General features: G+C 56.3%; 16 protein-coding genes, 2 tRNA genes and 1 pseudogene. 3 read left to right on the top strand and 16 right to left on the bottom strand.

Translation table 11 applies throughout. The features are described 5' to 3' along the window. The first annotated feature begins 125 nt into the window (after nucleotides 1-125). Entirely contained in the window at nucleotides 126-2,369 is a 2,244-nt protein-coding gene (gene katG, locus DFR26_RS05825) for a catalase/peroxidase HPI (RefSeq protein ID WP_281269878.1), read from the top strand. A gap of 143 nt (nucleotides 2,370-2,512) precedes the next feature. Here katG and DFR26_RS05820 read toward each other — a convergent pair. The 8 genes and pseudogenes from DFR26_RS05820 to DFR26_RS05785 all read right to left on the bottom strand — a co-directional run bounded on the left by DFR26_RS05820 (nucleotide 2,513) and on the right by DFR26_RS05785 (nucleotide 7,627). Continuing rightward, nucleotides 2,513-2,589: transfer RNA gene (locus DFR26_RS05820), tRNA-Asp, on the bottom strand. A gap of 21 nt (nucleotides 2,590-2,610) precedes the next feature. Then, a tRNA-Val gene (locus DFR26_RS05815) sits at nucleotides 2,611-2,686 on the bottom strand. Nucleotides 2,687-2,831: 145 nt separating this feature from the next. Then, nucleotides 2,832-3,032: a hypothetical protein gene (locus tag DFR26_RS05810; protein WP_116208017.1), complete on the bottom strand. Its 201-nt coding sequence runs from the start codon at nucleotides 3,030-3,032 to the stop codon at nucleotides 2,832-2,834. Then, on the bottom strand, nucleotides 3,032-3,604 hold the full coding sequence (locus DFR26_RS05805) for a L,D-transpeptidase (RefSeq protein ID WP_116208166.1): 573 nt from the start codon (nucleotides 3,602-3,604) through the stop codon (nucleotides 3,032-3,034). The genes DFR26_RS05810 and DFR26_RS05805 overlap by 1 nt, the downstream gene beginning before the upstream one ends. Beyond that, complete coding sequence (locus tag DFR26_RS05800; RefSeq protein ID WP_116208016.1) at nucleotides 3,579-3,824, bottom strand: hypothetical protein; 246 nt, start codon at nucleotides 3,822-3,824, stop codon at nucleotides 3,579-3,581. The genes DFR26_RS05805 and DFR26_RS05800 overlap by 26 nt, the downstream gene beginning before the upstream one ends. 30 nt (nucleotides 3,825-3,854) lie before the next feature. Further along, nucleotides 3,855-4,394 carry a DUF6586 family protein gene (locus tag DFR26_RS05795; protein ID WP_116208015.1) on the bottom strand — a complete coding sequence of 180 codons (540 nt, stop codon included), beginning with the start codon at nucleotides 4,392-4,394 and terminating at the stop codon, nucleotides 3,855-3,857. A gap of 110 nt (nucleotides 4,395-4,504) precedes the next feature. Then, nucleotides 4,505-7,096, bottom strand: a pseudogene (topA, locus tag DFR26_RS05790) (type I DNA topoisomerase); the annotation flags it as partial. 90 nt (nucleotides 7,097-7,186) lie between these two features. Continuing rightward, entirely contained in the window at nucleotides 7,187-7,627 is a 441-nt protein-coding gene (locus DFR26_RS05785; protein WP_116208013.1) for a hypothetical protein, read from the bottom strand. Between the two features lie 129 nt (nucleotides 7,628-7,756). Here DFR26_RS05785 and lexA point away from each other — a divergent pair, with 129 nt between their 5' ends. Further along, complete coding sequence (gene lexA / locus DFR26_RS05780) at nucleotides 7,757-8,368, top strand: transcriptional repressor LexA (protein ID WP_220375713.1); 612 nt, start codon at nucleotides 7,757-7,759, stop codon at nucleotides 8,366-8,368. Here lexA and gloA read toward each other — a convergent pair. The 5 genes from gloA to DFR26_RS05755 form a co-directional block, all read right to left on the bottom strand. After that, nucleotides 8,358-8,744, bottom strand: coding sequence for a lactoylglutathione lyase (gene gloA / locus DFR26_RS05775; protein WP_116208012.1), 387 nt, complete (start codon nucleotides 8,742-8,744; stop codon nucleotides 8,358-8,360). The genes lexA and gloA overlap by 11 nt on opposite strands. Nucleotides 8,745-8,896: 152 nt before the next feature. After that, entirely contained in the window at nucleotides 8,897-10,075 is a 1,179-nt protein-coding gene (fadA, locus tag DFR26_RS05770; protein WP_116208011.1) for an acetyl-CoA C-acyltransferase FadA, read from the bottom strand. A gap of 14 nt (nucleotides 10,076-10,089) precedes the next feature. Continuing rightward, entirely contained in the window at nucleotides 10,090-12,240 is a 2,151-nt protein-coding gene (gene fadB / locus DFR26_RS05765; protein WP_116208010.1) for a fatty acid oxidation complex subunit alpha FadB, read from the bottom strand. A 75-nt stretch (nucleotides 12,241-12,315) separates the two neighbouring features. Continuing rightward, entirely contained in the window at nucleotides 12,316-14,826 is a 2,511-nt protein-coding gene (locus DFR26_RS05760; protein ID WP_116208009.1) for an ATP-binding protein, read from the bottom strand. Next, nucleotides 14,823-15,263 carry a PaaI family thioesterase gene (locus DFR26_RS05755; protein ID WP_245953017.1) on the bottom strand — a complete coding sequence of 147 codons (441 nt, stop codon included), beginning with the start codon at nucleotides 15,261-15,263 and terminating at the stop codon, nucleotides 14,823-14,825. The genes DFR26_RS05760 and DFR26_RS05755 overlap by 4 nt, the downstream gene beginning before the upstream one ends. 193 nt (nucleotides 15,264-15,456) lie before the next feature. On the opposite strand from DFR26_RS05755, the gene DFR26_RS05750 reads away from it, so the two are divergent. Further along, nucleotides 15,457-17,211 carry a proline--tRNA ligase gene (locus tag DFR26_RS05750; protein ID WP_116208007.1) on the top strand — a complete coding sequence of 585 codons (1,755 nt, stop codon included), beginning with the start codon at nucleotides 15,457-15,459 and terminating at the stop codon, nucleotides 17,209-17,211. Here DFR26_RS05750 and DFR26_RS05745 read toward each other — a convergent pair. The 3 genes from DFR26_RS05745 to DFR26_RS05735 are packed head-to-tail and all read right to left on the bottom strand — an operon-like array spanning nucleotide 17,208 to nucleotide 19,779. Then, complete coding sequence (locus tag DFR26_RS05745; protein WP_116208006.1) at nucleotides 17,208-18,071, bottom strand: CPBP family intramembrane glutamic endopeptidase; 864 nt, start codon at nucleotides 18,069-18,071, stop codon at nucleotides 17,208-17,210. The genes DFR26_RS05750 and DFR26_RS05745 overlap by 4 nt on opposite strands. Beyond that, nucleotides 18,058-18,498: a hypothetical protein gene (locus tag DFR26_RS05740; protein WP_116208005.1), complete on the bottom strand. Its 441-nt coding sequence runs from the start codon at nucleotides 18,496-18,498 to the stop codon at nucleotides 18,058-18,060. Before DFR26_RS05740 ends, DFR26_RS05745 begins: the two co-directional genes overlap by 14 nt. 54 nt (nucleotides 18,499-18,552) lie before the next feature. Further along, a complete protein-coding gene (locus tag DFR26_RS05735) occupies nucleotides 18,553-19,779 on the bottom strand; it encodes an alginate export family protein (RefSeq protein WP_116208004.1) in 1,227 nt (408 codons plus the stop codon). Nucleotides 19,780-19,801: the final 22 nt, after the last annotated feature.

The following is a 19,801-nucleotide window of genomic DNA, read 5'->3' as shown; positions in this document are numbered from 1 at the left end:
AAAAATAATACTTAATAAACTATTAAAAGATAAACCGTCTATCTACTATGACCGAGTTGAGTATTGATTTGGCTCCACAGAGCACTCAATACTCGCTATGCCATTATCGTATTCGGAGAATAAAAATGCGCAAACCTTTTGCCAACTCATCCATGAAATCGCTCGCTGTCGCCATCGCATTGGCGGCCATGCCCATGCTTTCAAGCTCCGCTGTCGCGGCCCCGGAAATGCGCGGCCATCAGTTCTACTGGCCTGAAGTCATCGACCTCTCGGCACTACGCCAGCACGACGTGGCCTCCAACCCCTATGGCGCCAACTTTGACTACGCGGAAGCCTTCGCCAAACTCGATCTCAATGCCGTGAAAGCCGACATCGAAAAGGTGTTGACCACCTCGCAACCTTGGTGGCCAGCCGACTATGGCAACTACGGCCCATTTTTCATTCGTATGGCCTGGCACAGTGCCGGCACCTATCGTGTTAGCGATGGTCGTGGTGGCGCCGGTGGCGGCCAACAGCGCTTCGAGCCGCTCAATAGCTGGCCCGATAACGCCAACCTCGATAAAGCCCGCCGTCTACTCTGGCCAATCAAACAAAAATACGGCGCGAGCTTATCGTGGGCTGATCTGATGGTGCTCACCGGCAACGTCTCGCTCGAATCCATGGGCTTCAAAACCTTTGGTTTCGCCGGCGGTCGTACAGACGATTGGGAACCCGACATGATCTATTGGGGTCCCGAAAATAAATTCCTCGACGACAGCCGCTACAGTGGCGATCGCAAACTCGAAAAACCCCTGGCCGCTGTGCAAATGGGCTTGATCTACGTCAATCCCGAAGGCCCTAATGGCAATCACGACCCCCTCGCCGCCGCTCAGGATATCCGCGAGACATTTGGTCGCATGGCCATGAACGATGAAGAAACCGCCGCCTTGATCGCGGGTGGCCACACCTTCGGTAAAGCGCACGGTGCGCACAAACCCGAAGAGTGCTTAGGTGCCGAGCCCGCTGCCGCTGGCCTTGAAGAGCAAGGTTTTGGCTGGAAAAATAAATGCGGCAAAGGCAATGCCGAAGACACCATCACCAGTGGTTTGGAGGGTGCTTGGTCGGTGAGCCCAACACAATGGACCATGCAATACCTCGACAACCTCTACGGGTTTGAATGGGTAAAAACCAAGAGCCCTGCCGGCGCCACACAATGGATTCCCGCCAATGGTCAGGCTGCCAACCTCGTGCCAGACGCCCACATAGCCGGTAAGCGTCATGCGCCGATCATGTTCACCACGGATTTGTCGCTGAAAGAAGACCCGATTTATCGTGAAATCACTCAGCGCTTTCATAAAGACCCGAAGGCCTTTGAGCTGGCTTTTGCCAAAGCCTGGTTCAAGCTGACTCACCGCGACATGGGCCCACAAGCACGCTACATCGTCAGCACCGACGCGCCACAAGACACACTGATCTGGCAGGACCCATTGCCCAAGGCAGACTACAAAACCATTAGCAGTGGTGATGTGAAAGCCCTAAAGGCCAAGATTCTTGATGCCGGCATTCCCGGCCCAGCACTCGTGCGTACTGCGTGGGCATCGGCAGCGAGCTATCGCGACACCGACAAACGTGGTGGTGCCAATGGCGCGCGCCTGCGTTTAGCGCCAGCGAAAGATTGGGCGATCAACAACCCTGCTGAGCTCAGCGACGTATTAGCCAAGCTCACCACGGTTCAAGAAAGCTTCAATAAGTCACTCGGCGGCGGTAAAAAAGTCTCCATGGCCGATGTCATTGTGCTCGGCGGTAACGCGGCCATCGAACAAGCCGCACTGAAAGCAGGCTTTACGGTGTCGGTGCCCTTTACGCCAGGCCGTGTTGATGCCACACAAGCGCAAACCGATGTCGCCGGCTATGAGGTGCTCGAACCAAAAGCCGATGGCTTCCGCAACTACTACAGCGCCGAGAGCTTCTATAAGCCCACCGACGCACTCGTCGATCGCGCGAACTTGCTGAGCCTCACCGTGCCCGAAATGACGGTATTAGTTGGCGGTCTGCGCGCCCTTGATGCCAACGTGGGTGGCGCTCGCGAAGGCGTCTTCACCAGCCGTCCGGGCACACTGAGTAATGACTTCTTTGTGAACTTGCTCGATATGTCGACGAAATGGACGCCATCGGCCAAGTCCGAGGGCATCTACGAAGGTCGCGACCGCGCCACTGGCCAGTACAAATGGTCGGCCACACCCGTGGACTTAGCCTTTGGCTCAAGCTCCGAGCTGCGCGCGGTGTCTGAGGTCTATGCCAGCAATGATGGCCAAGGCAAGTTTGTCGCAGACTTTGTTAAAGCGTGGCACAAAGTCATGACATTAGATCGCTTTGATGTGAAGAAGTAAGACCGCGGGGGCCGCACGGCCCCTGCACCCGCGTTTCGCTGAATGTGTTGCCTTAGCCCGCCTTGTGCGGGCTTTTTTTCGAGCGCAGTTTCATCAGACGAAAAAAAACGCCCCAGCATAAGCTGAGGCGTTTTTATGTCATATGGCGCAGCGGACGGGACTCGAACCCGCGACCCCCGGCGTGACAGGCCGGTATTCTAACCAACTGAACTACCGCTGCGCGTTGGTTACACTGTGCAATTGGTGGGTGTTGACGGGATCGAACCGCCGACCCGCTCCTTGTAAGGGAGCTGCTCTCCCAGCTGAGCTAAACACCCATCACACATCGTGTGGAGCGCATTATAGGGATTCTCAGGGCGCTGTCAAAAGGAAATTGCAGTCCGATACACTGACTGGCGCTTTTCTGAGCACGGGCACCCGTTCTAGCCCCTCTTGGCGGCAAAAATACGCGTCACAACACCACTAAGGCGCCATGCCCTGCGCCAAGTCACGCGCTTGAGCCAAGGCCATCTCACGATCGGCGCACAGCTCGCCAACCGCCTCACCGTGTCGATTAGTGATCTGATAGCCCTGCACGCGAAGCGATAGCGAAGCACGATCAAGCTCACCGACCTCCAGCACGCTCCAGCCCGTGTCATCGACCGAAAAACTATTGCCGATCATTAGGCCATCTCACTGATGAACACCGGCGTGCCAACCGCTGTGCGCTCAAACAAGGCCACGATGTCGGCATTGCGCATGCGGATGCAGCCATGCGAGCGCGGCGTACCCATAGGCTCGCTGTCGGGCGTGCCATGAAAATAAATGTAGCGACGCTGGCTGTCGACATCGCCGCCGCGATTACGCCCCGTTTCATTGCCACAGAGCCAGAGAATACGGCTGAGAACCCAATCACGGTTCGGAAATTGCGCGTGCAGCTCCGGGCTCCAAACCTCACCCGTGGGGCGCCGACCACGCAGCACGGCACCGCGTGCGAGACCTTCGCCAATCCGAGCCCGCACGCGATGCCAGCCGCGCGGTGTGCATTCGCTGCCACTGCGCTCGCCTGGGCCATTTGTTGCAGTGGAGATGACGTAATGGCTTAAGACATTCGCGCCGCTGAGCTGCCATAGCTGCTGACTGCTGATACCCACAAGCAGCCATTGGCCCGATGGTATGGCAGCTTCGCCACCCAGCCATTGAGCCAGACGCGCGGGGCTGAGCGTGTGCTCAGTGCAAGGTGCTGTGGTCGTCATCGTGGCCATCGGGATTGGCCATGTGATGGCTAGCGAGCTGCACGCCGGCACCGATCATGGCGCGGGCAATTTCTTGGGCACGATCGCCGAGCATGGCGCGCGCCTCGTCGGAAAATTTCACACTCACCAAGGGCTCCGATGACACGCCCTCGCCGCTGCGCCGCAGCTGCATTTCACCGTGTTCATTTTCCAATAATTCTAGGTAAGCAAAGTCGCTCATGATGTCCTCAACACGCCGTGACTAGCGGCATTAAAATTCGACCAGCTCGGCGCGAAAATAGCGAATGATCGCGGTTAATTCGCGATGGATTTCCTGCAAGCCATCAAGGTCAATTGTCGACAGGGGCTGATCCTGCTCGGTCATCACCAACGGAATGGCGATGCGCGCGGGTGATTCGTCATCGAACTGCATCTCGGGCAGCTCAACGGGCTCGTAGCAGGCGGCAATGAGCGCTTTTAAACGACTCACCCAGCTAAACGGATCTTCACCTAGACCCAAGATAATCTCCGCCTCGGGCGAGCGTTGCTGGCGCAGCGCCATGGCCTCTTGCAAGGCTTTGGCCGAGCGCACCGCGGGCTGCACTTTATAGAATTTTGAAAGCTCTTGAAACAGCGCACCAAGGCCGGCGTGTAAATGCCAAATGGCGGCTTCGCGCGCACCCAAGGCGCGCGGCTCGCTATCGAAGTCATCGGGCGAGGCCAGCGCGCTGCTTATAAGATCGAGCTGCAGGCGCGCGAAATAAAGCTTTTGGTTGGTGCGCGACGGATACGGGTTACGGTGCTTGCTCATACTTTTTTGGTCACTGCTTTCTTGGCCGTGGCTTTTTTCGCCGGCGCCTTCTTCGCCGCTGGCGCTTTTTTCGCGGCAGTTTCAGCTTTCTTAGCCGGCTCGGTCACGCGCCATGTGCCATTGTCAAAAAATGCTTGCCAGCCGGTGGCCTTACCCTCTTCCTCGGTCATCACATACTGCTCTTTGGTTTTGCGGCTATAGCGCAAAATCGCCGGCCGGCCCTCGCCATCGTGCGCGGGGGCATCGAGCAAATACACGTGTTTGGGGTCGAGTTTATCGCCGACTAACTGCAACTCAGCGACAGTTGGCGCGCGCGTTTCGCGATTTTTCGGAAACTTGCTGGCCGCCAAAAATAAGCCACTGGCACCATCGCGCAATAAAAAGTGGTCATCGACTTTGCTGCACGCGAGCATGGGCATGCTGATGGGATCGGCTTTCGGCGGCGCCGCCTCGCCACTGCGCAAAAGCTTGCGCGTGTTCGTGCAGGCACTGCTATTGCAGGCGAAATACTTACCAAATCGGCCGGTTTTCAGCTGCATGCTGTCGCCACATTTATCGCACTCAATGACCGGGCCATCATAGCCTTTAATGCGAAACTGGCCTTGCTCGACTTCAAAGCCGGCGCAATCGGGGTTATTGCCGCACACATGCAGCTTGCGATCGGCATCAATCAGATAGCTTTCCATGGCCGTGGCGCAAATTGGGCAACGATGTTTAGCGCGCAGCTGATTAGTTTCGGCGTCATCGGCACCATCAAGATCAACGGCTTCATCACCGCGCGTCAGATTAACTGTGTGTTTGCAGCGCTCTTTCGGTGGCAAGGCATAGCCGGAGCAACCCAAAAATACGCCGGTGGAGGCGGTGCGAATTTGCATCGGGCGCGCGCATTCGGTGCAGGGAATATCAGTCGCTACCGGCTGGTTTGGACGCATGCCATCGGCGGCCTGTGCGGCGGCGAGTTTGGCCTTGAAGTCGGCGTAAAAACGATCGAGCACGCGCGTCCAATTTTCGCTGCCCTCAGCGACTTGGTCGAGCTGCGCTTCGAGGTCAGCGGTGAAGGCGTAGTCCATCAGCGCAGTGAAGTTTTCGGTGAGACGATCGGTGACGATGTCGCCCATTTTCTCCGCGTATAAGCGGCGGCTTTCCAAGCGCACATAGCCACGGTCTTGGATGGTCGAGATGATCGCCGCATAGGTCGATGGTCGGCCAATACCGCGTTTTTCCAACTCGCGCACGAGGCTCGCCTCAGTAAAGCGCGCGATCGGCTTGGTGAAGTGCTGAGTGGGATCGAGCGCGCTTAAGCTCAAGGTTTCGCCGACAGCAACATCGGGCAACACCACGTCTTCTTTATCTTTGCTGAGCGCGCTCATCACACGGGTAAAGCCATCGAAGCGCAAAATACGGCCACGGGTACGCAGCTCAAAATCGGCGGCGGCCACGGCCAAGCTGGTGCTGGTGTATTCGGCTTCGGTCATTTGGCAGGCGAGAAATTGCCGCCAAATTAAGTCATAAAGGCGCTCGGCATCTTTCTCTAAGCCCGCCAACGTGCCCGGTTTCGCATTCGCATCGGATGGCCGAATGGCTTCGTGAGCCTCTTGCGCACCATCTTTACTGCTGTAGCGAATGGGATTTTCCGGCACATAGCGCTCGCCATAATTCGCCACAATAAACGCGCGCGCACTGGCCACAGCGTCTTGGCTTAAATTGGTCGAGTCGGTACGCATATAGGTAATATGGCCAGCTTCATATAAACGCTGCGCCAAGGTCATGGTTTTCTTCACCGAGAAGCCGAGACGCGTACTCGCCGCCTGCTGCAAGGTCGAGGTAATAAACGGTGCTGATGGCTTGCTGCGCGTGGGTTTATCGTCGCGTTTGGCGACTTTATAGACGGCTTGTTGCAATACCGCCAAAGCAGCATCGGTCTGCGCTTTATTGGTGGGCTTGAAGGCCTCACCGGCGTGCCGCGTGACCTCTAGGCGCAGCGCCACATCGCTAGGTGTGAGGGTATCGGCGTGGATCTCCCAAAACTCTTCCGGCACAAAGGCGCGGATTTCACGCTCGCGCTCGACCACCAAACGCAGAGCCACCGACTGCACACGCCCGGCTGATAAGCCGCGAGCAATTTTCTCCCACAATAGCGGCGAGACCATAAAGCCCACCACGCGATCGAGAAAACGCCGCGCTTGCTGGGCGTTAACACGTGCAATATTAAGCTCGCCGGGCGCCTTAAACGCCTCGGTGATGGCCGACTTAGTAATCTCGTTAAACACCACGCGCTTATAGCGGCTGTCATCGCCACCAATGACTTCGCGTAAATGCCAGGCGATGGCCTCTCCCTCGCGATCCAAGTCGGTCGCGAGATAGATGGTGTCGGCATTTTTCGCGAGCGCTTGCAGCTCGCTAACCACCTTTTCTTTGCCAGGCAAAATCTCGTATTTGGCGACCCACTGCTTTTCAGGGTCCACGCCCATGCGCCCAACCAAGGCGGCACGTTGCTTCGACTCTTTTTGCGCGGCCTTTTGCTCGGGCGTCAGTTTACGCGTCTCTGCCGCCGCCTTGGCGCGCTCAGCCGGCGTGCTGCCGCCACCGCTCACGGGCAAATCGCGCACATGACCTACGCTCGACTTCACAATGAAATCATTGCCAAGGTACTTATTGATGGTCTTAGCTTTTGCAGGAGACTCAACGATGACCAGCGATCTACCCATAGTGGGAGGTTTCCTCAAAAAATGATGGGGCCGCGCGCGACCGACCCAATAAGCCGGCTATCTTCAAGGGCTTGCGCAAACGGGTCAAGCGCCAGCAGCGGCTAAAACACGGCGCATGGTGTCTATCGCGTCCGCGCGCGTCGACTCGCGCCAATAAACAATGGTGGCATTACTCAGCACTTCAATGCCTAACCAGCCAGCCGGCGCGGGTGTAGGCCAGGGTATTTCAGTGAGCCAGGCCTCGCTATTATTGACCGGCTGCCAATTGCCTAAGCCCGCGTGCCAGCGCCATTTGCCAATCAATGACTTAGCTAGAGGCTGCGTCCATTGATACTGAGCAACCATTCGCTGACCTTCTGGGATATTGAGCCACTCCGGTGCTGGGCGAAGGTGCACAGTAAAACCAGCGGCTTTGGCATCGGCGCGCAGCTTAATCAAGGCGCGATCATGCGGGCTGGGGCGCAGCCACATAATATTGCCGACAATAAACGCCAGCACGACAAGTGAAATAACAAGAAAGGTCATCGCGTAAATCTCATCTGCTGATGGGTCGAATGGCGGCAGTCTAGCCTGATTCACCGCTCGTCACACAACTACTGTACATAATGACAGTCTCGGTGTATGGTTTGTCAATCACTCATTGGGGTAGACATCATGCACGCACTGACCACGCGTCAAGCCGAGATTTTAGACTTTATTCGCGACTGCTTAGACCGCAATGGCATGGCGCCGACACGCGCGGAAGTGGCGCTGAAGTTTGGCTTTCGCTCAAAAACCGCGGCTGCCGATCACCTGCGCGCACTCGAAAATAAAGGCTATATCCGTATTCACGCCGAACTGTCGCGCGGCATTCAGCTGCTTATTGATCCCGATGAAGACAGCGATTTGCTGCCGATTATTGGCTCCGTGGCCGCTGGTCTGCCGCTCGAGGCCGTGGAAAATCACGACAACAGCCTGCCGGTACCGCGCGGCTTATTTAGCAAGCGACCAACGTATTTGCTGCGCGTGCGCGGCGAGTCCATGAAAGATGCCGGCATTCTCGATGGCGATTTGATCGCAGTCTACAAAACCCACATCGCGCGGGCTGGGCAAATTGTCATTGCCCGCATCGATAACGAGGTCACTGTGAAGTACCTCGATTATGAAAAGAAAATGATCAAGCTGGTGCCGGCCAACACCACCTTTGAGCCGCAACTCATCACGCCCGATAAAGTCGTGATTGAAGGCGTGTTTGTTGGCCTAATTCGCGACAGCTTTATGAACTGAGTTTGACCTCAATGAGCTCGATTTTGTAGCCATCGGGGTCTTCGACAAAAGCGATCACGGTTGTTCCATGCATCATTGGGCCAGCAGGTCGTGTGACTTTGCCGCCTTTGGCGCTTACTGCCTCGCAGGCGGCGTAAGCATCGGGCACAGCGAGCGCCACATGACCGTAACCAGTGCCCAGTTCATAGTGGCTGGTGTCCCAGTTGTGGGTGAGCTCAAGCTCAGCGCCGCCATCGCCAAAACCTAAAAAGGCTAAGGTGAAGCGCCCGCCTTCGTAGTCTTGGCGACGAATCAGCTGCATGCCCAGCACATCGGTATAAAACGCGATGGATTTATCCAAGTCGCCGACGCGCAGCATGGTGTGCAATAGTTTCATATCATGTTCTCCGCAATAACTAGCGTGTAGTGAATCGCACGCCCACGTAGTAGTCACCGCCTCTCAGCGGCTAAGGCAGCAAAAAGCCGCAAAATTGCGGCTTTTTGGCTATCAACAACAGGGCCGACCTATTTCATCGGCCCAATAAACGCTTATACGCGCTCAATCACCGTGGCAATGCCTTGGCCCAAGCCAATGCACATGGTGGCCAAGCCAATTTGCGTGTCTTTTTGCTCCATCACATTGAGCAAGGTCGTGGTGATACGCGAACCCGAGCAACCCAATGGGTGACCCAAAGCAATAGCGCCACCGTTGTGGTTGACCTTAGCATCGGCTTGATCGAGCAAGTTCAGGCCTTTCAATACCGACAAACCTTGTGCGGCAAAGGCTTCATTGAGCTCAACGGTTTGGATATCGTTGATGCTCAAGCCAGCGCGCTTCAAGGCTTTCTCAGTGGCCGGCACCGGACCCCAACCCATGATCGCGGCATCGCAACCGGCCACAGCCATTGAACGAATTTTTGCGCGCGGTGTTAGGCCGAGGGCTTTGGCACGCTCAGCGCTCATGATGAGCATGGCTGATGCGCCGTCGGACAGAGCCGACGAAGTACCCGCAGTTACAGTACCGCCTTTCGGATTAAATGCCGGGCGCAGCGAGGCGAGTTGCTCTAGAGAAGCATCTTGGCGAATCACTTCGTCAATCTCGCAAAGTTGCTTAAAGCCATTGGCGTCGTGACCTTCAATGCCGATGATTTCGTTGGCAAAGCGACCGGCTTGCGTGGCAGCCCAGGCTTTTTGGTGCGAGGCCAGACCAAACTGGTCTTGCATCTCGCGCGAAATGCCATTCATGGTGCCGAGCATCTCTGCCGTTAAGCCCATCATATTCGACGCTTTCGCGTAGTGTTTTGACGCCGCTGGGTTCAGGTCGATGCCGTGCATCATGCCGACGTGGCCCATATGCTCCACACCACCAATGACGAAAACATCGCCTTGGCCGGTCATGATTTGCGCGGCTGCTGTGTGCAAGGCTTGCATGGACGAGCCACACAGACGGTTGACGGTCTGGCCTGGCACCGAGCGTGGCAGTTCAGCGAGCATGGCGATATTACGCGCCACGTTCATGCCCTGCTCTAGCGTTTGGTTGACACAGCCCCAAATCACGTCTTCGACTTCTTCGGGATTGGCATTGGGGTTGCGGGCAAATAGCGCCTTCACCAGCTCAGCCGAAATGGTATCGGCACGCACGTGGCGGAACATGCCATTTTTAGTACGGCCCATGGCGCTACGCACGCCATCGACAATCACCACATCACGCGGATTTAACGTTGTCATAGTAGGCTCCTGTCTCAGCCGAAAAAGGTTTGGTTATTGGCGGCCATGGTTTTAATCAAGGCAGGGGCTTCATAGGCTTTGCCCAGATGCGCGTATTTCTCGCACAGCGCTAGGTAGTTGCCGATGCCCATCTGGTCGACATAACGGCAGGCGCCGCCACGGAACGGTGGGAAACCGATGCCCATGATCAACGCCATGTCGGCTTCAGCAGCAGACGCGACGATGTTTTCTTCCAAGCAACGAGCGATTTCATTCACCAACGGCAACATCAAGCGCGCGATGATTTCGTCGGCCTCGAACGCTTTGCGTTCACTAACCACAGGCGCGATCAGCTCATAGGTAGTGGGGTCGACGACTTTCTTTGGCTTGCCCTTTTTGTCTTGTTCATAGACATAGAAGCCTTTGCCGTTTTTCTGGCCATAACGCGTGTTGTCAAACATGATTTGCGTGGCCGAGGTGTAGTCAGGCTTCATGCGATCGGGGAAGCCTTCGGCCATCACCGCGGCGGCGTGCACGCCAGTGTCGATACCCACCACGTCGAGCAAGTAAGCCGGACCCATGGGCCAGCCGAACTTCTCCATGACTTTGTCGATGGCTTGGAAATCGGCGCCATCGCGCACGAGCATGTCGAAGCCACCAAAGTAGGGGAACAATACGCGGTTGACCAAGAAGCCCGGGCAGTCATTGACCACGATCGGTGTTTTGCCCATTTGCTGCGCCAATTTCACGGTCGCAGCCACGGCTTCATCGGATGTTTTTTCGCCACGAATAACTTCCACCAAGGGCATCATGTGCACTGGGTTGAAGAAATGCATGCCGATAAAGTTTTCCGGGCGCTTCAACGATTTCGCCAAATGCGTGATGGAAATGGTCGAGGTGTTCGACGCCAAAATGGTGTCATCGGTCACCAAGCCTTCCACTTCGCTTAGCACCGCCGCTTTTACCTTGGCATTTTCCACCACAGCTTCAATGATGATATCGACGCTGCCGAAATCACCGTAGTTCAGCGTGGGGCGAATGCTGGAAAGCACCTGACCCATTTTCGGCGCTGTTAAGCGGCCTTTAGCAACCTGAGCAGACAGCAGCTTGGTGGCCTCGCCCATGCCCAAATCGAGGGCTTCCGAGCGAATATCTTTCATGATGATCGGCGTGCCCTTGCTCGCCGCTTGGTAAGCAATACCGCCACCCATGATGCCAGCACCCAACACGGCCGCTTGCTTGATGGCCTTCGCGGATTTCGCCGAATGCTTTTTCGAGGCTTTCTTCACGGCCTGATCAGCCATGAACAGACCGATTAATGCATTCGCTTGTGGCGTCACGGCGGCTTTAGCAAAACCGGCGGCTTCAGCTTTCATGGCGTCATCGCGAGTCATCGACGCATGCTTTTGCATGGTCTTCACGGCCAACACTGGCGCTGGGTAGTTGCTGCCGGCTTTGCCAGCGACAACGGCCATCGATGTGTTGAAAGCCATCATCTGTTCCATCATATTGAGCTTGACGGGCTCGAGCTTCTCAGACTTTTTGGCCTTCCAATCGAGCTTGCCGGCAATGGCTAGGTTCAACAGATCAATCGCCGCGTCACGCAGCTTTTCGGGGGCGACCACGGCATCAACAGCGCCATCTTTCAATGCCGCGTCGGGGCGTTTTTCGCTGCCGCCGGCGATCCATTCCACGGCGTTATCGATACCGATGACACGGCTCAAACGCACGGTGCCGCCGAAGCCGGGGAATAGGCCCAGCTTCACTTCTGGCAGGCCAACTTTGGCGCTGGATGACATCACGCGGTAATCGCAAGACAGGCACATTTCGAAGCCGCCACCAAACGCGATGCCATTGATGGCGACCACGCTAGGCACGTTAATATCTTCGAATGCACTAAAAACTGAAGCGGCTTTGGCGGTCCACTCGATCACGCCCGCTTCGCCATTGGCAAACAACGAGCCGAATTCTGTGATGTCTGCACCAACGATAAACACACCTTTGCCGGACGTGACCAGCACGCCTTTGATGCTGCTATCGGCTTTGATGGCGTCGGTGGCGGCGGCTAATTCATTGACCGTGACCGCGTTAAATTTATTTACCGACTCGTTGGCGAGATCGAAAGTGAGCTCTGCGAGGCCATTGTCTAGCGCTTGCACGCGAATGGCCGATCCCGAATAAATCATGCAATGATCTCCAATGTCATGGGATAGCACGCCACCATCGCAACAAGCGACAGTATTACGGCGAGTAACCCGAGTTTACTTATTCTGAAAGGTTTTAGCAGGCCGATGCGCCGCCTTTGCCCGTCTATTTGTGACCCTTAGGTCAGTTTTTGTCGATTCAGCAGGCTTTACCGCCTCGGCCTCATCGACTTTCTCTTCCTCTTTATCGTCTTCTTTTTCAGCATCATGCCAGACCGCAAAGCGCTCACTGACCGCCGCAAACACGCTACCGTCGGGATATTCGCCCTCGGCATCGGCAACGCCAGCCGGAAGCCCAAGCAATAGCTCAATGGCCTCTTCAACACGACTCACGGCATAAATCCTAAACTGCCCCTTTGCTACTGCCGCGCGCACATCATCGCGCAACATTAAATGGCGAACATTTTGCACCGGAATAATCACGGCCTGCTCGCCGGTCAAGCCTTTGAGTTGGCAGGCGGCAAAATAGCCTTCGATTTTTTCATTAACACCACCAATCGGCTGCACATCGCCAAATTGATTCACCGAGCCGGTTATACCAAATGACTGTTTCACCGGCAGCCGCGCAATCGCCGACAGCAAGCCGCAAAGCTCGCCCAATGACGCGCTATCGCCATCAACACCCGAATACGACTGCTCAAAGGCAATATTAGCGGCAAAGCGCAGCGGGTGTTCGGCACCAAAGCGCGCCTTTAAATAGCTGGTAAGAATCATCACGCCTTTCGAGTGGATGGCGCCACCAAGCTCAACATCGCGCTCAATATCCGTGATCTCGCCATTGCCATAATGCGCGGTCACCGAGATGCGCGAGGGCAAGCCAAAACTGGCATCGCCATAGCTCACCACGGTCAGGCCATTGACCTGGCCGATCACCGAACCATCGCAACTAAAGAGCTGACTGCCCTTTTCAATATCTTCCAAGTACAAGCGGCGAATGCGATCGTGACGGCGCTCGCGGCCCTGTAAAGCCTGGGTAATGTGCGCGCTGGCAATGACCTCGGCCTGCGCTTGCACCGCCCAATAGTTCGATTCGCGCAGCAAATCCGCCACGCCGCGCGCATGCAGCGACAGCAGCGCTTGATCATCGGCGGTACGGGCACTTTCCTCAATAAGTCGCGCCACGCCGGAACGGTCGAGCGCCAGCAAGCCCTCGCGATTGGCAATATCGGCCAGGAAGTGCGCGTAAGTCAGCTCGCTCTCGGCTGTGCGTGGCATATCCGACTCAAAATCGGCGCGCATTTTAAAGACGGTCTCGAGCTCAGGATCAAACTCTTGCAAGAGATAAAATGTCTCACGATCGCCCAGCAGCACAAGCTTCAAGCCCAAGGCAATGGGGTCTGGCTCCAACGATACCGTGCCGGTCAGCGTGAGCATTTGCTCCAATGAAGAGAGCTTTAAATTTTTCGCCCGCAAGGCGCGTTTCAAGCTCTGCCAGGCATACGGATGCTCGAGCACCTGCTCGGCCTCGATCAGCAAAAACCCGCCATTGGCCAGATGCAGCGCGCCCGGGCGAATCAGCGTGAAGTCGGTGGCCACGGTGCCCATATAGGTCACCTGCTCAACATGGCCAAGCAAGTTGTAGTGCGTGGGCAAGTCTTCATAAATTACCGGCGCGCCAGCTTTCGGGTCATGGCTAACCACCGCGTTGACCTGATAGCGCACCGGCGGCAATTGCTCACCGGCCTGCCCCACCGACACCGTCGCATCTTGATTTTCTTCGGCATTGAGCACGAGCTCTAAATGACTCAGCAAATCCGCTTTATAGGTTTTCAAATAACTCAGCAGGCGTGGATGCTCTGCATAGCGCTGCTGTAATTTCGCAAGCAACGGCTCCAACACCGCCCGCGCGACCTCATCATTGAGCTTATCGATATGCTCGCGATGACTCTCTTCAGCGGCATCAAGCTTACGCGCCACCTTACCCAAGCGCTTGTCCATTTCGGCGATGGCAAGCTTGATACGCGCACGCTGCTCGCTGTCGAGCTTCGCCGCCGCCTCTTCGGTCATGGCTTCGCCGCTGGCATCCATGGGTGAAAATCCGTAACCGCCGGGGGTGCGCAACACCAACTTTAGGCCCTGCTTTTCGGCGATGCGCGAGAGCTGCGCCAGCGCTTCTTGCTGCACCGTGGTAATTTTCACCTTCAAACTATCGCGACGCTCCTGATAGCGCTCGCTCTCAAAAGCACTCACGATGCGATGCGCTAATTGCCGCCACAGCTTATGCACATCGGCGCGAAAACTACTGCCCAAGCCTGCCGGCAACTCAATGGCTTGCGGGTAGCGCGGATCGCGAAAGTTATTCACGTAAATCCAATCGCTAGGCGCCGGCATGGCCTTCGCAACGCCCTCTAAATAGCGACGAATCATGGTGCGTTTGCCGAGGCCATTATTGCCGATGGCAAATAGGTTATAGCCATCATGCGGCATGGCGACAGCCATCTCGACCGACTCGCGAGCACGCTCTTGGCCGAGGAAATCGGTCATCGGCTTCAGGCGCTTGGTGGTGCGAAATGGCAGGTTTTTCAGCGGTGTGGCGCTGTAGAGCTGCTTCGGCAGCAGCGGCTTCATGCGCTGGCTCCGGCGAGGTCGGCCCTAGGTGCGCCTGATGGGATGGCGTAAGTCCCCGTGGCTTGTGCCACCAAGCTGGCGTCGGCGGCCGAGCGAATCTGCACGTCAATGACAGCCGCTCGACGGCCTAGACGCAAAAATCTCGCCTCAGCCAGCAAGTCCGCCGGTTTGGGCTTTTGCAAAAAATTGATATTGAGATTTTGCGTCACCGCCAAGCCAATCGGACCTAGGGTGGCCAAAATAATCGCATACATGGCGGTATCGGCGAGCGCCATCATGGTCGGCCCCGACAAGCTGCCGCCCGGGCGCAATTGGTCATCGCGATAGCGCATGCGCACGGTGGTCGTCTCAGGCGTGACGGTCTCGACCATGCAGCCGGACTCTGCGTAGGCTGGCAGGCCATCGCAAATAAATTGATCGACCTCAGCTGCCGTCATCTTCATCTCATGCGTACTCAAAAAAATCCCTGCGCAGTGTGCCATAAGCGGCGGCGTTTCTCCCATCGACTCAGCGCGTATTCCTGACAATGGCCATAGCCAGTGACGCGCGCAATTCGTAAACTACGCCACCTAGCCATTGAGCACGCCACGCGCGAAAGCTCAACAATTTGCCTATTTGAGACTGAAACCCATGCGCGCCAGCCAGACCCTGCTTGCCACCCTCCGCGAAACCCCAGCCGATGCCGAGGTGATTTCCCATCAGCTCATGCTGCGCGCTGGCATGATCCGCAAGCTCGCCAGCGGCCTCTATAACTGGCTGCCGCTGGGCAACCGCGTGCTGAAAAAAGTCGAGCGCATCATTCGCGAGGAAATGGATAACGCCGGCGCCCTAGAAGTACTGATGCCCGTGACTCAGCCTATTGAGCTGTGGGAAGAAACCGGCCGCGCGGTGCAATACGGCCCTGAGCTGCTGCGCTTTAGCGACCGTCATGGCCGACCTTTTGTGCTTGGCCCTACGCACGAAGAAGTCATCACCGACCTCGCGCGCCATGAGCTGCAAAGCTACAAACAACTGCCAGTGAATTTCTACCAAGTGCAAACCAAGTTTCGCGATGAAATTCGCCCGCGCTTTGGCGTCATGCGCTCGCGCGAATTCATCATGAAAGATGCCTATTCGTTTCATATCGATCACGCCTCGCTGGAGCAGACCTATCAGGTCATGTTCGATACCTATTGCCGTATCTTCACGCGCTTGGGCCTGAACTTTCGCCCCGTGCAAGCGGACACCGGCTCCATTGGTGGCACCGGCTCGCATGAGTTCCATGTGCTTGCCGACAGCGGCGAAGATGACATCGCCTTTTCTGATGCCTCCGATTACGCCGCCAACGTGGAAATGGCCGAGGCGCTGGCGCCTAATACGCCACGTGCGAACGCCACACAGGCGCTAGAAACCGTCGCCACGCCCACGCAAACGCTGTGTGAGGAAGTCGCTGAGCTGCTCGGTGTGGCACTGACTCAGATAATGAAATCGGTCGCCGTGGTCGCGCCCGTGCCAGTCGATGCCGACACGCTGAAAGCCAATCCAACAGCCCAACCCGGCCAGCGCTTTTTCCTGCTGCTGCTGCGCGCCGACCATGAGCTCAACGAGATCAAAGCTGCCAAACTCGATGGCCTAAAAGACATGCGCCTTGCCACTGGCGAAGAAATTCAAGCGGCGCTCGGCTGCGTGCCCGGCTTCATTGGCCCGGTGGGCGTCAATGTCACGGTAATTGCCGACCGCAGCGTGGCGACCATGAGCGACTTTATTTGTGGCGCTAACCGCGCGGGCGAACACCTAAGCGGCGTGAATTTTGGCCGTGATTTGCCCGAGCCCATCGTGGCTGATATTCGCAATGTCGTGGCTGGCGATGCCTCGCCGTGCGGTCACGGCAGCTTGAACATCAAACGCGGCATTGAAGTGGGGCATATTTTCCAGCTCGGTCAAAAATACTCGGCAGCATTGGGTGCGAGTGTGCTCGGCGAAGGCGGCAAACCAGTGGTGATGACCATGGGCTGCTATGGCATTGGCGTGACGCGTGTGGTGGCCTCAGCCATTGAGCAAAACTACGACGATAAAGGCATTATTTGGCCGGATGCGATTGCGCCCTATCAAATCGCCTTGGTGCCAATGAATTGGCAAAAATCGCAACGCATTCAGACCGAGGCCACCGCGCTCTACGAGCAACTCAAAACGGCGGGTTTTGACGTACTGATGGACGATCGCAATGAGCGCCCCGGTGTGAAGTTTTCCGATATGGAGCTGATTGGCATTCCGCATCGCTTGGTCATGGGTGAGAAAGGTTTGGATGCTGGCACCATCGAGTACAAAGGCCGTCGCGACAATGAGTCGCGCGACATCCCATTAGCTGATTTGATGGCATTTTTGCAAGAGACGGTGCAGGCCTAAAACGGCCACCACACCGTGGGTAAGCCACGCGTTTGCAAGAGCGCGGCAATATCCATGCTCAAGGCAATCGCCACATGCACCGCCACCCCGCCCCATATCGAGCGTGAGCGCAGTGCCAACACGCCCAAAAATAAGCCAAAGAAAATAGCCCCAGTGGCTTCAAGCCACAGCTTGGGGAAGTGAATCATCAAGTACGGAATACACATGACCGCGATGGCGTTGGCGCCGAAAGCTGGGCGCAGGCTATTGAGTAAAAACCCGCGAAAGAAAAACTCTAAAAACACAAACTGGCTGATGTAAATCAGCTCCCAGGCAATCAGGTCAAACCAGCTGCGGCTGGCGAGCCGGTAAAATGGATAATGCGTGCTGAAGTCGCCGCGAAAACTCACCAAAAACACAAACAGCAAAATTGGGCTGGCGAGCAACACATAGCCAAACCAATGCGCGCGCGTTTGCCCCAAGCCAATACCGTAGTCGGCGAGTCGTTCGCGCCATAGGCCTCGAATCAGCAGCACCGGCAGCAACACATAGCCAATGACATGCCAAAGCCCCCACCAGAGCTGGCTGGCGAGCTCGCCAAAGCCCGAGTTGGCAAGCTTGGCCCACAGTGCATAGGGCGCGAGACCTAAGAGCTGCGACGCATACACCGTGGCTTGCTGAAAGCTGCTGTCGTATTTCAGGTAATGAATCAGTAGCAATGATACCGCGGTGAGGATCAGCGCTTGCGTGGCGCGGCGCTGCACGAGCTCGCGCGGCAGGCTGGCCGCATCACGCTGGGCATCTGCGTCAATGGCACGCCAGGCGTGAAAAAACTGGCGCGGATCGAGGCGCGCAAGCCGTTTTGAATCAGTCGGAGCCATGACGCATAGCTGACTTAAGCGCAATTAAAGGCAAGGCAAATAGCAGTGCAAACACGGTGTTGAGTACCGCGTTTTGCCAAAAGCCTGACAACAACGAATAAGCCGTGTCGGGGATAAACCATGCCAGCAGTGCCGCGACAAACATCGTCCAAGCCTCACGACTACCCCGCCGCAGCGGCCCTAGCGTCAGCCAAAGCATCAGACTGCCCCAGCCGACCATGACCGCGCCAAGTACCGCATGCACTAAGCTGATATATGCCACGGCATCGGCTGCAAAAGCGTCGAGATGGGCCGGCGAACCATAGATCATCCAGCTGAAGCCTTGACGAGTGAGCCCCGGCAAGAGCACCAAGATCAAACCAAACGCAATAAGACCTGAGGTGACTGCAACCAACATCTGCCACCAAGCGTGCGATGCTTTATTCATACCCGACTCCGATTACTGCCCTGTCAGTGGCTTGAGTATGCCTGAGCTTGTCATTTAAAAGCTCGTCTCAGCCATTAGCCAGACTTTTTGCGTATCACGGGCAAATGCCTGAGCGCGATAATCGGCAAACTTGGCGGTGAACGTGTAGCGCTGTAAGAACTTTTTACTGACTTGCAGGTTCCACTCCTGACCTAGCGATGCCCCGCCGACATCCGCAGCATAGCCATGCCACGCTGCTTTTAAACCTAGGCCAAAACGCGCTGTACTGAGATCGACATAGTGATCTTTTACGCCACTGGCTGGCGTCGTGAGAAACTTATCGGCCCAGCCTTGAAAGGCATGAACAGTAGCCAGTGGCGTTTGCAGAGCAACACCGGCGCTAGCATCGCCGCCGAGCAGTTCCTCACCAACGCCCAGCCTCACGCCAGCGACGCGCGCACCGAGAACCAGATGATGATAATTCGCAGCAAATGCTACTGGATTATTGCCATAGTCGCTTTGCCGTGCCGCCTCGATACGATAGTCGAAAGTCACGCGTGGGCGTTTAATGTCGCCCGTCAATGATGCACCTAGCGTGCGCGATGACAACGCCGGGGCATCGCTAAAGTCCAACCAATAACCATACGCGGTGACATTCAGCTCAGGGCGCGCTGCCCAATTGATCAGTAGTGCGTGATGATCACTGTCAAGCCTTGCCGCCGGTTTGCCGGTATCAGGGCCAAAGATGCGCTGAGTATTATCAATATAACTGTAATCCACCGAGAGATTTTTCAGCGGCGTGAACTGCCCGCGAATGGCATCGAAGGTTTGCTCATTTTGCCGCCAACCAACACCACCGATGAAGCGCTGATTGGCCAGATTTAGGCGTTGACGGCCTACGCTGAGGTTCGCGCTAGGGCGTGCATAGCGCAAAAAAGCTTGGTTCAGATCAGCCCCATCAGGATCTGGCACCACGGGGAATGCCGCCTGACCATTGCGCGTGTCATTGAAGCGATCCGTGCCAAAAGCGGTGACATAATCGAACTCTAGACCAGCACTGAGACGATGCCACGCCGCACTGGCGTAACTTAAGCGCGTGCGCAAGGTGCTGGCGTTAGCATTTTTTGGCTGAGCGTTGTCATCGACTAGCTCATGGCGTAGGCGCAAATTCAGCGAAGTTTTACCTGCAGTGAGTGCATCGATAAATGTTGGTTCAGTAGGCAGATTAGTGGCGTCTGCTGCATGTGACACACTAACAACCACTACACATAGCAACAGCGAATGGCGCGATGGATAGTTCATAGCACAGCCTCTGGGTGAAAAA

Source organism: Paraperlucidibaca baekdonensis, from assembly GCF_003387535.1.
Classification (GTDB): domain Bacteria; phylum Pseudomonadota; class Gammaproteobacteria; order Pseudomonadales; family Moraxellaceae; genus Perlucidibaca; species Perlucidibaca baekdonensis.
The sequence above is the reverse complement of the archived record's forward strand: the minus strand, read 5'-3'. Positions and strand labels throughout refer to the sequence as shown.